The sequence below is a fragment of the Anaerostipes stercorihominis genome, from assembly GCF_057535655.1.
The window spans coordinates 1-12,314 of sequence record NZ_BAAJCL010000016.1; the positions used below are offsets into that span (position 1 = coordinate 1).

At 40.8% G+C, this 12,314-nt stretch carries 12 protein-coding genes; 9 read left to right on the plus strand and 3 right to left on the minus strand.

Annotated features, from left to right (window positions below; genetic code table 11):
* Positions 1 to 124: 124 nt before the first annotated feature.
* Both AC27EF_RS11945 and AC27EF_RS11950 read right to left on the minus strand, forming a co-directional pair.
* Positions 125 to 283: a hypothetical protein gene (locus AC27EF_RS11945; RefSeq protein ID WP_487111011.1), complete on the minus strand. Its 159-nt coding sequence runs from the start codon at positions 281 to 283 to the stop codon at positions 125 to 127.
* Between the two features lie 27 nt (positions 284 to 310).
* Positions 311 to 1,087 (minus strand): enoyl-CoA hydratase-related protein, encoded by a 777-nt coding sequence (locus tag AC27EF_RS11950; protein WP_487111012.1) that lies wholly within the window; start codon positions 1,085 to 1,087, stop codon positions 311 to 313.
* Positions 1,088 to 1,427: 340 nt separating this feature from the next.
* On the opposite strand from AC27EF_RS11950, the gene AC27EF_RS11955 reads away from it, so the two are divergent.
* From AC27EF_RS11955 to AC27EF_RS11985, 7 genes are all read left to right on the plus strand, one after another.
* Positions 1,428 to 2,570: an acyl-CoA dehydrogenase family protein gene (locus AC27EF_RS11955; protein ID WP_487111013.1), complete on the plus strand. Its 1,143-nt coding sequence runs from the start codon at positions 1,428 to 1,430 to the stop codon at positions 2,568 to 2,570.
* Between the two features lie 243 nt (positions 2,571 to 2,813).
* Entirely contained in the window at positions 2,814 to 3,233 is a 420-nt protein-coding gene (locus AC27EF_RS11960) for a MarR family winged helix-turn-helix transcriptional regulator (protein WP_487111014.1), read from the plus strand.
* Positions 3,234 to 3,486: 253 nt separating this feature from the next.
* On the plus strand, positions 3,487 to 4,518 hold the full coding sequence (locus AC27EF_RS11965) for a LacI family DNA-binding transcriptional regulator (protein WP_487111015.1): 1,032 nt from the start codon (positions 3,487 to 3,489) through the stop codon (positions 4,516 to 4,518).
* A 155-nt stretch (positions 4,519 to 4,673) separates the two neighbouring features.
* Entirely contained in the window at positions 4,674 to 5,687 is a 1,014-nt protein-coding gene (gene iolG, locus AC27EF_RS11970; RefSeq protein ID WP_487111016.1) for an inositol 2-dehydrogenase, read from the plus strand.
* Between the two features lie 49 nt (positions 5,688 to 5,736).
* Positions 5,737 to 7,131, plus strand: coding sequence for an MFS transporter (locus AC27EF_RS11975; protein WP_487111017.1), 1,395 nt, complete (start codon positions 5,737 to 5,739; stop codon positions 7,129 to 7,131).
* A gap of 35 nt (positions 7,132 to 7,166) precedes the next feature.
* Positions 7,167 to 8,066, plus strand: coding sequence for a myo-inosose-2 dehydratase (gene iolE / locus AC27EF_RS11980; RefSeq protein ID WP_487111018.1), 900 nt, complete (start codon positions 7,167 to 7,169; stop codon positions 8,064 to 8,066).
* Positions 8,067 to 8,294: 228 nt separating this feature from the next.
* Positions 8,295 to 9,080: an MFS transporter gene (locus tag AC27EF_RS11985; protein ID WP_487111019.1), complete on the plus strand. Its 786-nt coding sequence runs from the start codon at positions 8,295 to 8,297 to the stop codon at positions 9,078 to 9,080.
* A gap of 102 nt (positions 9,081 to 9,182) precedes the next feature.
* On the opposite strand, the gene AC27EF_RS11990 is transcribed toward AC27EF_RS11985, so the two are convergent.
* Positions 9,183 to 10,019, minus strand: a complete 837-nt coding sequence (locus AC27EF_RS11990) for an AraC family transcriptional regulator (RefSeq protein WP_487111020.1) — start codon at positions 10,017 to 10,019, stop codon at positions 9,183 to 9,185.
* Between the two features lie 252 nt (positions 10,020 to 10,271).
* Between AC27EF_RS11990 and AC27EF_RS11995 the strand changes: the two genes are divergently transcribed.
* Positions 10,272 to 11,399: a Gfo/Idh/MocA family protein gene (locus tag AC27EF_RS11995; RefSeq protein WP_487111021.1), complete on the plus strand. Its 1,128-nt coding sequence runs from the start codon at positions 10,272 to 10,274 to the stop codon at positions 11,397 to 11,399.
* Positions 11,400 to 11,417: 18 nt separating this feature from the next.
* Positions 11,418 to 12,299: a sugar phosphate isomerase/epimerase family protein gene (locus tag AC27EF_RS12000; protein WP_487111022.1), complete on the plus strand. Its 882-nt coding sequence runs from the start codon at positions 11,418 to 11,420 to the stop codon at positions 12,297 to 12,299.
* Positions 12,300 to 12,314 lie beyond the last annotated feature (15 nt).

Consider the following 12,314-nt stretch of genomic DNA (forward strand, 5'->3'; position numbering starts at 1 on the left):
GTCTCAATGTTAGATTACTACACCACAAGGTGTGTTACTTGTTAAGTTGATTGAACCGCCGTATACGGAACCGTACGTACGGTGGTGTGAGAGGTCGAAATTTCTCGCCTAAGAGGAATTTCTCCTACTCGATTGGTGAACCGGTATTTAAAAACCGTTGTTCTAAAGCGGAAGTAAGCTCTTCCGGAAGGTCGCATGCTACGAAGCCGTTGGTAGAGACGGTCATTCCGTCTTCTACCATCATTACAGCTTCAGTAGCTGTCATAATTTTTACTTTGGACATATTTTTATTCCTCCTGCGTATGTAAAATTAGAAATCAGTTAAATTTGCTTTCCGTTTTTCTAAGAATGCAGTCATTCCCTCTTTTTTATCATCAGTAGAGAAAGAAAGTCCAAATAAATCAGCCTCTAAAGTCAAACCGCTTGCAAGATCTGTTTCTGTTCCTGTATTGATGGCTTCTTTTGCAAGAGAAATTGCATAGCTTCCTTTGGACATGATTTTTTCTGCCATTGCTTTGCAGGTATCCATAAGCTCTGCCTGTGGTACTACCTTATTTGCAAGACCGATTCTGTAAGCTTCCTGTGCATCAATCATATCACAGGTAAAGATTAATTCCTTTGCCCGACCTTTTCCAACCAAACGAGGGAGACGCTGTGTTCCGCCAAATCCCGGAAGAATTCCAAGACCGGTTTCCGGCTGACCGAATTTTGCATTGTCAGAAGCAATGCGAATGTCACATGCCATGGAGATTTCACATCCGCCGCCCAAAGCAAATCCGTTTACAGCAGCAATGGTAACCTGAGGCATTGTTTCTAATTTTAAAAATGCTTCTTTTGCAAGCATTCCCATTTTTCTTCCCTCGGCAGGTGTTGCATTTACCATTTCTGAAATATCGGCTCCCGCAACAAACGCTTTCTGGCCGGATCCTGTTAAGATGACAACACGGATGTCTTTTCTTTCAGAAATTTCGGAAAAGCACTGATCCAGTTCAGCCAGTGTCTCGCTATTTAAGGCATTTAAAGATTTTGGACGGTTGATTGTTACAACAGCAATCTCATTTTCGACTTCCATTAATAAATTGTTCATAATAACTCCTCCTTAGATTTAGAACGTTAAAATATAATTATGAGCCGCACGCACTTTTTTAAACACGAATAATTAGCGTGCGAATAACTTGATAGGTTTAATATAATATATCGTTATTAATTTGTCAATATTATTTGGTAAATTTATATACTTTCTATAAATCCGACGGAAAAATTTGTAAAATCTAAATAAAAATTTGAAAAGTGTATTGACAAAATATAACAAAAGTCATATAATTAGCATACAAACTATTAGTACACGAGGAGTTGGGATGGTGCAGGATTCTGACTTTTTCGGAGGAGGAGCCAATAAAAAAGAAGAAGGTAAAGGAGATTGTGTTATGAATTTTGAATTAACAGAGCAGCAGGCAGCCATTCAGGAAACCGCGAGAAATTTTGCAAGAGAAGAGTTACTTCCGGGGGTTTTAGAAAGAGATGCGAACAGTGAATTTCCGGTAGAACAGTTTCATAAGATGGGAGAACTGGGGGTGATTGGTCTTCCATATCCAACAGAAGTCGGAGGACAGGGAGGAGATTATCTTTCTTATGTATTAGCGGTGGAAGAAATTTCCAAAGTTGATGCTTCCATGGGAATCGGATACTCCGTTGTAACTTCTCTTTACGGTGGAAGCATTATGAATTCTACTGCGCCAGTGGAAAAGAAACGGGAATTCTTGGAAGAAGTGTTGGCGGGAAAATGTTTCGGTTCCTTTGGACTGACAGAGCCAAATGCAGGTTCAGATGCCGGCGGATGTGTCACCGTTGCTGAAAAAGATGGCGATGAATATGTGTTAAACGGATTAAAATGCTTTAATACGAATGGACCTCTGGCAGATTATACCGCAATTTATGCGTTGACAGAGCCGGAGAAAAAGGCAAAGGGATTATCTTGCTTTGTTGTAAAAAAGGGAACCCCTGGATTCAGTGTTGGAAAAATTGAGGATAAAATGGGAATTCGCTCTGCACAGGTGTCTGAGATGATTCTTGAAAATGTCAGAATTCCGGCAGAGAATATGATTGTAGATTCCGGACAGGGATTTAAACTGGCGATGAAAACCTTAGACGGAGGCAGGATTGGCGTTGCAGCACAGGGCTTGGGCATTGCAGAGGGAGCTTTTGAAATTGCAAAAGAATACTTAAAGACAAGAGAGCAGTTCGGAAAACCATTGTATCGAAATCAATATCTTGCATTTAAAATGGCAGAATTGGAAATGGAAATTGAGGCAGCAAAATGGATGCTTTATAAAGCAGCAACAGACAAACAAGAGGGAAGACCATATTCTCTTCCGGCTGCAAAAGCAAAATATCTTTGTACGGAAGCAGCAATGCATGTAACAACAGAAGCGGTTCAGATGCTCGGAGGAAACGGTTATATGAAAGAGTATCATGTAGAACGAATGATGCGTGACGCTAAAATTACACAGATCTATGAAGGAACCAATGAAATTCAGAAATTGATCGTGAGTGGAGCACTGTTCCGTTAAGCCCAAATGGTAATTCCTTTTCAGAGAACTGTCGAATCGCAGAATAAAACGATTCGGCAGTTCTTTTATTGTGATAGCGATAAGCCAAGGTCCGGACTTGCCCGAGACCCTGGCAATCGCATATAATCCCGGAATGTGCCTTTTGGCAATTCCGGTGATTTTGATCGAATATTCTTGACAATTAGGAGAAAGAACAGTAAACTAATCCGTATGTAGTATACGAAGTATTTAAGGAGAGAAGTATTGGAACTAACACAATGTATTAATTATTTATTGACAACTGCACAGCACAAAGTCTTTCAGGAGATGAGTACAAGATTAGATCCATTTGATGTAACGCCGGTACAGTACGGAGTGATGTATTGTCTCTGGGAGGGTGGAAAGAACAAGCCGAAAGAGATTGCCGCAGAGCTTCAATTAGAAAACTCTACGATTTCCGGAGTCCTGGAACGTATGGAGAAAAAAGGACTCATCGAGCGTCAGGTAAGCAAAGAGGACCGCAGATTTATTGAGGTTGTGCTGACGGATAAGGGGGAAGCTCTTCGAGAGCCGATTCTTGGTACTGTAGAAGATGTGAATAGGGATGTCATGTCTGTGATACCGGAGAAAGAGCGGGAAGAATTAAAGGATGCACTTCGTATTTTGGCAGGAATCAGGGAATAAAATAAAAAATGTGCAGATGAGGGGATGTGTGTCAGGAATGACGGATGCATCTCCTCTTTTATGATATAGGAAAGTTTTCACTTTCCTATATCATAAAATGCTCCGCGCAAAGCGGAGCAAGTCTCTCAAGGATTGAGCGATTCAGGGAACTTAAGGTGGACTTGAGCGCTTTGTTCCAGAGAAATTTCCTTGAAAAAGGGGGAATGTAAGAGGTATACTTAAAGCAGAAAGATCAGGAAAAGCAGGTGTCTATATGAAAGTTACAATTCGTCAAATTGCGGAGGCGTCCGGAGTATCGAGGGGTACTGTGGATCGGGTTTTGAATAATCGGGGAAAGGTACGCCCGGAAGTAGAAAAACGTGTTCGGAGAATTGCAGATGAATTAGGGTACAAACCTAATCTTTTGGGGCGTGCATTAATTAAAATGAAAGAAGATATTAAGATTGGCGCTATTATTCAGAATACGGGAACTCCGTTTTATAAAACAGTCACAAAGGGAATTGCCAAAGCCAAAGAAGAAGTGGAGAATTTTGGAGGCACTGTTTATATTCATCTGGTGGATTATGGGAATGTAGATCAGATGATTTATGCTATGAGAGAGTTCCGAAATCATGGGATAAAGGGGTTGGCGTTGATGCCCATTGATGATGACAGAGTCCGGGAAGAAATCAATCGGATGTCCAAGGAAGATCAAATTGCCATTGTTACTTTAAATGCAGATATTACAAATACAGATCGAATTTGTTTTGTGGGGCAAAATGCCTTTCAAAGCGGCAAGACGGCAGCCGGACTGATGTGCGACTTGTTTGGCGGCAAACCGAGAGAAGTAGCAGTAATTTCAGGAATTAAGAGTAATACATCTCTGAGCCGGAGAGTCCAGGGATTTTGTCAGGAGATGCAGCTTTTGTCTCCCGAGACGATATTATTGGATACAGAGTATTGTATGGAAAAAGATGAAATATCGGAACAAATTATGATGCGAATATTAAAAAAGCATGAAAATTTAGACGGAATCTATATAACCAGTCACGGAGAGAAAGGGATTTGCGATGGAATTCAAAAAATGGGAAGACAGGGACAATCCAAAATTATTGCCTGTGACCTTTCTGATCAGAATTACCAGTTATTGAGGAGCGGACAGTTAAAGATTGCCATCGGACAGGATGGCGTTTTTCAAGGGTATGAATCTGTGATGGTATTGTATCGTTTACTTTTTAATAATGAACCTCCGATACAGGAATATTTGTTTACCGACATTGTTATTAAAACAAAGTATAATCTTTAAAGGCAGCAGATTTGGCTGCCTTTTGTGCAAAATATACAAAAATGAAAAGGAAAGATTAGGAAATTTGCCGGTTGTGTGTTCGAGCACATGATGATATAATACAAAACATAAAGAATGTGCTCGAACACACAACAAATAGAAAAGGAGATTTTATTATGGTAAAAGTAGGAATTATCGGAGCAGGAAGAATTGGGCAAGTACATATGAACAGTATTGTTACAAGAGTACCAAATGCACAAATCAAAGCAGTGGCAGATCCGTTTTTAAGTGCAGATGCAGATCGGAAAGCAAAAGAATGTGGAGCAGAATATACAACAAAGGACTATCGGGAAGTTCTTGCGGATCCGGGAATTGATGCGGTGATTATTTGTTCTTCCACCGATACACATTCTCCAATTTCCATTGAGGCAATCAAGGCAGGAAAACATGTTTTTTGTGAGAAACCAATTGATCACGATGTGGAAAAAATTAAAGAAGTCATTGAGTCATTAAAAGGGACCGGATTAAAATATCAAGTAGGATTTAACCGTCGTTTTGACCATAACTTTGAAGCTGTTCAGAAAGCGGTAGCCGACGGGAAAGTAGGAAACCCTCATATCATTAAAATTACATCCAGAGATCCGGAACCGCCGAGTATTGATTATGTGAAAGTGTCTGGAGGAATGTTTCTTGATATGACAATCCATGATTTCGATATGGTACGTTTCCTGGCAGGCTGTGATGCAGAGGAAGTCTATGTACAGGCGGCAACTTTGGTTGATCCTGAAATAGGAGAAGCAGGGGATGTTGACACTGCAATTATCACATTGAAAATGGAAAATGGAGCGCTGGCAGTCATTGACAACTCTAGAAAAGCAGCTTATGGATATGATCAGAGAGCAGAAGTCTTTGGTTCTGAGGGAATGGTAGAGATGAAAAATGATTCCGATTCTACTGCGGTAATCAGCAATGCAGAAGGAGTTACAGGAGAAAAACCACAGTTCTTTTTCTTACAGAGATATATGGATGCTTATGGAAAGGAAATGGTACAATTTATTGATGCCATCGAACATAATACGGAAACACCGCTGGGCGTAGAAGATGGATTAAAACCGGTGTTAATGGGATTGGCAGCGAAAAAATCATTAGAAGAAGGAAGAGTTGTAAAAATTTCTGAAATTGAGTTTTAGGAAAAGAGACAAAATAAAATGCTGTCTGGATATATAAAAGGAGAATAGAATGGAGAAAATGACAGGAGAAGTGGAAGGGGAACAGATGAAGCCCCTGTCGTGGAGAACGAGAATATCCTATGGATTGGGAGATACAGCTTGTAATGTTGTATATGGCATGATCGGAAGTCTTTTAACAATTTTTTATACAGATTATGTGGGAATTCATCCGGCGGCAATCGGTATGATTATGTTAATATCCAGGGTATTCGATGGATGTTCTGATGTAATCATGGGATTTGTTGTAAATAAAACCCGTTCCAAATGGGGACAGTCAAGGCCATGGATTTTGTGGATGGCAATTCCTTATGCGATTTCTGCGATCTTATTATTTACGGTGCCCAATACCGTAGAAAACCTGCAATTAATTTACATTTTTGTAACCTATAACTTTACGGCAACAATTTGTTATACTGCGCTAAATCTTCCATATGGAAGCTTGTCTGCAATGATGACCCGTTCATCAAAGGAAAGAGATATGCTAAGTATTGTGCGAATGGCATTGTCACCAATTGGCCGCATTATGGCAGTAACATTCACAACGCCGCTGGTAAAAATATTTGGAGATGATCAGGCAGCATGGGCAAAGACAATGGCAATCTGGGCAGTTCTGGCGTTTATCATGCTGATCATCTGTTTTAAGAACTGTGAGGAAAAGGTTGTAATCAAGGCAAAAGAGAAAGTAAAGAAAGTCCCCCTGGGAAGAACTGTGAAAGCTCTGGTGACAAATCAGTATTTTTGGGCAGTGCTAATTCTTTGGATGATGCAAAATGTCATTACAAGTATTACAGGAACCATATTGCCATATTACTGCAAATATATTCTGGGGAATGATACATGGATGTACAGTGTTTTATATTTGGTGGAAACTCTGGTGCTGATCGGAGCGACCATGTGCAGTCCGGTTCTGCTGCGGCATTTTGGAAAAAGAAATATGTCGTTGATTGGCTGTGTGGGCTGTTTGATCGGACAATTTGTGTTTTTGATTCAGCCGGCAAATTTCTACTGGCTGTTGGCTTGCTGTATTATTCGAGGTATCTGCTTTGCACCATTAAATTCTGTTATTTTCGGAATGCTGGGCGATGTTGTAGAATTCGGGCAGTGGAAGACACATTTAAGACAGGAAAGCTTTATTTTTGCCATTGGTTCTGTAGGAACAAAAATCGGAAACGGAGTGACTGCAGCGGTGCTGACACAGCTTTTGGCAGCTGGAGGATATGTAAGCAAAGCGGGAGCCGTAACTCAGCCGCAGTCAGCCATTGATATGATTATGAATATTTATAAAGTGGGGCCGATGATTGTATGGATCTCTGTGATTGTTGTTTTGGTTTTGTACCGACTGGATAAAAAATATGACAGGATTATGCAGGATCTATCAAAGAGAGAGGCAAACGGAGAACTATAAAAGAAGTGTGCTCGAGCACAAAAAGGAGAAGAAATATGTTAAAAAAAGATAAAGTAAAATTAGGAATTGCACCAATTGCGTGGACCAATGATGATCTTCCGGACCTGGGAGCGGAAAATACCTTTGAGCAGTGTGTCAGTGAAATGGCATTGGCTGGATTTACGGGCTCCGAGGTGGGAAACAAATATCCCAAAGACCCGGCGGAGTTAAAAAAGGCATTGGATCTTCGGGGGATAGAGATTTGCAATCAATGGTTTTCCTCTTTTCTAATTACAAAACCACTAAAGGAAGTCGAACAGGAATTCCGGAGTCAGCTGGAATATCTAAAAGCGATGGGAGCAAAGATTATCGGAGCTTCCGAACAAAGCTACAGCGTACAGGGACAGCAGAACACACCGATTTTCGGGCACAAATATGTGATGAATGATGAAGAGTGGAAGAGATTTTGTGACGGAATGAATGCTCTTGGGAAAATTGCCAAGGAAGAATACGGGATTTCTTTAACCTTCCATCACCATATGGGAACAGTAGTGCAGAATCCGGATGAAGTAGAACGGATGATGGAACATACAGATCCGGAGTATGTAAGTCTGCTGTTTGACACCGGACATTTTGCATACTGCGGGGCAGATCCGCTGGAAATGGTGAAAAAATATATCAACCGAATCAAGCATGTCCATTTAAAAGACCTTCGTTCAGAAGTTGTGGAGAAGGTAAAAAAAGAGGAACTAAGCTTTTTGGACGGTGTCCGACTGGGAACCTTTACGGTTCCGGGGGATGGATGTATTGATTTTGACCCGATTTTCAAAGTGTTGGAAGATCATGATTATGAGGGATATATGCTGGTGGAAGCAGAGCAGGATCCGGCGAAAGCCAATCCGCTGGAATATGCAATGAAAGCCCGGGCATTTATCAGAGAAAAAACAGGACTGTAATAGCTTTCTATCATTGGAACGCTTTATTGTTCAATAAAGAAAAAAGATCAAACCGATTGCTGTACTTTTGGTATATGCAATCGGTTTTTGTGATAGCGATGAGCCAAAGACCGGGCTTACTCAATTAAATATTTTGGGAACACACAATCGAAATATCAGTTGTTTTCGTTTGAGTGTCCGGCAATTTTTTCTTTTGCAAATAGTTTTTTAGGTATAGCAGCGGCAATAATGCTGTTTTGTTTTGTAAATGTGCGAGAGCGCGTGGTAGTAAAAGATGATGCGGCAGGAGAACAGATTCCGTTGTCAAAAGCAATTCCGGCGCTTTTCTGTAATAAATATTTTATCCTTTTGTTTTTATTTTTTGTGGCGTTTGCAATGTATCAGACGTTTGCCGGGACAATGGCAACATATTATTGTAAATGGATTGTGGGAGATACAACCATTGTCGGAAATGTAAATACAGCGTGTTATGGAATTACAATTTTGGCAACCCTGCTGTTGGGAAAAGCTATGCATCTGATGAGTAAGAGAAACTGGTGTATGCTTGGCGCATGTTTTATTATTGCGGGTTCCTTAATTCTTTTGATCAATCCGAAAAGTGTTGCGTTGGTGACATTCGGAGGATTGCTTCGGGGAATCGGGATGACGCCGATTCTCGGAATGATTTTTACAATGATCGCAGATTCCATAGAATATGGACAGTGGAAGACAGGACTGAGAACTGCAGGTGCCATTCAATCTGCGACGACTTCCGGTCAAAAGTTCGGACAGGGAATCGGATCGGCGCTCATTGGCTTTATTATGGAAGCCAATGCCTACAATGGAAATGCTTCTGTGCAGAGCGCACATACGTTAGAAACAATCTCAAATTTGTTTATTTATGGAGTAACCATTCTCGGAATTCTTATGATTGTGATCTTGCTTTTTTATCACCTAGATAAAGAATATCCTAAGCTTATCAGAGAATTGTTGGACCGAGAGGCGAAGGTAATGCTGAAGACAGAAGAAAAATAGAAGAAACCGAAAAGACAGTTTCGGCAGCAAGAAAACCTGACAAAGGGATCCGGTGGAAGCAAACACTGGATTCTTTGTTAGGTTTTGCTGTGTTTAAAACCATTAAAATTCAATATTGCGAAATTGAGTTGGCGTCATTTTTTCTTTTTTACGAAAGGCCCTTGCAAAATGAGAAGCGCTGTGAAAACCACAGAGAACGGAGATCTCATCAATTGAATCGGAAGTGGACCATAACATCTGTTTTGCCTGACGGAGACGGAAAGATAACAAATACTCGTGGGGCGTACATTCCATGTACTTTCGGAAGATACGTATAAAGTGAGAAACGCTTAATCCGCAGAGGGAAGAAAGGTGTTCTAAACTTAGCTCCTCTCCATAGTGATTTCGGATATACGAAAGGACTGGCTCCAAAGACGGATGTCCGGCCGGATGGGCAGAGGAAGACGGTGCGGCAAGACTGCACAAAATTCTTGTGATATTTAATGAGATTTGATGTTCATGAATCACAGTAGAACTGGCACCGGAAATTACAGCCTGAAAATAAGTTTTTAATGGCGGGATATGTTCTCCGGAAAATAAGATTCCGTTTTTGTCAAACAGATAATTGGTATATGCCTGACTGTTATTTCCGTTAAAGTGAAACCATAGAATATCGGCATATGCAGTGCAAAAATAAGTATGGGGATAATGGCAATCCAGCAGTACAATTTGATCCTTCTGTGCAGTGAAAGTATCTCCTCTGCTTTCAACCTGCAGGGAGCCGTCTATAACATAGATGAAAAGAAAGAGATCAAGATAAGAACGTTGAATTGAATAATCCTGATTACAGTAAAAACGTCCGTATTGGGGAACCCAGTAAAGATGGTTTCGAGCAAAATCAGATGGAATTGTAAAATCTAAATAAGAAGGATCCAGCACGCCTTTATCAACAATTTTCATAAAACCTCCATATGTATTTTGAAAATACTTTTTTCTTTTAATCTATCAAATAAATTTTCCTTTTACAAGAGTGAAATTCAAACTTCAAAAGAGAGTTATTTTTGTATAAAAGTAGCGAATTGGTTGAAATGACATCGGGGAGAAAAGTAGATATAATACAGTCAAACATAAGAAATTCGCTTTAAACATCAATCGGATGCAAACTTATGTTGGATGTTGATTTTTGCATAATATAAAATGGAGGTATGTAGCATGAAAGAAATTCGTATTGGACTTGTAGGAGCAGGATGGATGGGCAAGGCTCATAGCAGCGCTTTGCTGGATGCGCAGATGTTGTTCGGACCGGAATATGGGACCGCGGTTTTTGAAATGGTAGCAGACACCAACGAAGAAAGCGCAAAGGAGGCGCAGCATAAAATCGGATTTAAGAGAAGGACGACAAATTGGATGGAGCTTGTAACCGATCCGGAGATTGATCTGGTTGATATTGCAACACCTAATGCGTTCCACTATGAGGTAGCAAAAGCAGCGCTTGAAAATGGAAAAAATGTATATTGTGAAAAACCATTGTCTATTTCTGCCGAACAGTCCAAAGAGCTTGCTCGGCTGGCTGCTGAAAAAAAGGTGATCAATTATGTTGGATTTAATAACACGATGAATCCGGCAAACGCTTATGTACGAGAGCTGGTGCAGAGTGGAAAACTGGGAAAAATCATGAGATTTACAGGTACGTATGATCAGGATCAGCTATTAGATGAAACACTTCCGATTACATGGAGACATATAAATAAATTGGCAGGGTGCGGCGCACTTGGGGATCTTGGATCTCATTTACTCAGTGTTTCTCAGTTTATTATGGGAGATATTGCTCAGGTCAATGCAATGACAGCTACGGTAGTTCCAAAACGACCGAAGGCGCCGGGTTCTAAAGAGCTGGCAGAAGTTGAAAATGAAGATATTATTACCTTTATGGCAAAGTATGCCAACGGTGCAATTGGAACAATCGCGGCAAGTCGTGTGGCAACGGGACGTAAAAATTATCTTTCTTATGAAATTCAGGGAACTAAGGGATCCGTACACTATGATTTGGAACGAATGGGAGAAGTACAGGTATACTTCCATTCTGATGAAGAAGCAGACCGGGGCTTCCGCACCGTACTTTTAAATCCGAAACATAAAGGCTATTCTGCATTCCAGCCGGCAGGCGGTATCTCAATTGCCTACAACGATATGAAAATATTGGAGGTACATGAGCTGTTTGCAGCAATCACTCAGGGAGCATCCTACGCATGTGATTTTGAGTTCGGATATAAGATTGACCGCACAGTCGCGGCTGTTTTAGAATCTGCACAAAGCAATGAATGGGTAGAAGTAAAATAAGAAAAGGAGGAAAAGGAAATGGCAATAAAAGTTGGAATTGCACCGGATTCATGGGGCGTATGGTTTCCGGAGCATGAAAAACAGACACCTTGGAACCGTTGTATGGACGAAATGAAAGAAGCGGGCTATGACGGTGTGGAATTAGGACCTTGGGGATATTTCCCTAATACAAATCCTGAGCTTCAAAAAGAGTTGGCAAAACGCAATCTTTCTCTGGTGGCAGGAACGGTAGGGGGAGATTTCCTGAATGATGAATCTGTGGATGAAATGTGCAGGACAATCGATGAGATTGCGGCATTGTTAAAAGATTTTCCGGAGGCAAAATATATTGTTCTGCTTCCAAGTATGTATACGGATTTGGAAACCGGTGAATATGTCATGGAACCGAAATTGACAGCCGAACAGTGGGATCGATATTGTCAGAATGTCCAAAGAGCTGCCGATCATGTGGCAAAACACGGATTGGTGGGAACCTTCCATCCCCATGTAGACTGCCATGTACAGACAGAGGAGGAAATAGAATCTCTTTTGGAAAAAACGACGGTGGAACTTTGCCTGGATACGGGACATCATGTTTACGGCGGAGGAGAGCCTGTTTCCTTTTATGAAAAGCATGCAGACCGAATTCCGTATATTCATATCAAAGATTGTGACATGGAAGTAAAGAAAAAAATGGAACAGGAAAATTGGTCTTTCGCAAAGGCAGTGACAGAAAATATTATGATTGAGCCTGGGAAAGGAAGTATTGACTTTGCGAAGCTTCATCAGGCAATGGAAACAAAGGGATATGACGGATGGGTGGTTGTGGAACAGGATTTGTTCCCGGTAAAATCCTTTGATGTGCCGCTGCCAATTGCAAAATGCGGACGGGAAAATCTAAGAAAAGCAGGTTTTAGATAGCAGAATATATATTGT

Coding starts and splice junctions, on each gene's coding strand:
- AC27EF_RS11985 (WP_487111019.1), top strand. CDS start 8,295: ATGCTGTTTTGTTTTGTAAATGTGCGAGAGCGCGTGGTAGTAAAAGAT.
- AC27EF_RS11955 (WP_487111013.1), top strand. CDS start 1,428: ATGAATTTTGAATTAACAGAGCAGCAGGCAGCCATTCAGGAAACCGCG.
- iolE (WP_487111018.1), top strand. CDS start 7,167: ATGTTAAAAAAAGATAAAGTAAAATTAGGAATTGCACCAATTGCGTGG.
- AC27EF_RS11965 (WP_487111015.1), top strand. CDS start 3,487: ATGAAAGTTACAATTCGTCAAATTGCGGAGGCGTCCGGAGTATCGAGG.
- AC27EF_RS11995 (WP_487111021.1), top strand. CDS start 10,272: ATGAAAGAAATTCGTATTGGACTTGTAGGAGCAGGATGGATGGGCAAG.
- AC27EF_RS11950 (WP_487111012.1), bottom strand. CDS start 1,087: ATGAACAATTTATTAATGGAAGTCGAAAATGAGATTGCTGTTGTAACA.
- iolG (WP_487111016.1), top strand. CDS start 4,674: ATGGTAAAAGTAGGAATTATCGGAGCAGGAAGAATTGGGCAAGTACAT.
- AC27EF_RS11990 (WP_487111020.1), bottom strand. CDS start 10,019: ATGAAAATTGTTGATAAAGGCGTGCTGGATCCTTCTTATTTAGATTTT.
- AC27EF_RS11945 (WP_487111011.1), bottom strand. CDS start 283: ATGTCCAAAGTAAAAATTATGACAGCTACTGAAGCTGTAATGATGGTA.
- AC27EF_RS11975 (WP_487111017.1), top strand. CDS start 5,737: ATGGAGAAAATGACAGGAGAAGTGGAAGGGGAACAGATGAAGCCCCTG.
- AC27EF_RS12000 (WP_487111022.1), top strand. CDS start 11,418: ATGGCAATAAAAGTTGGAATTGCACCGGATTCATGGGGCGTATGGTTT.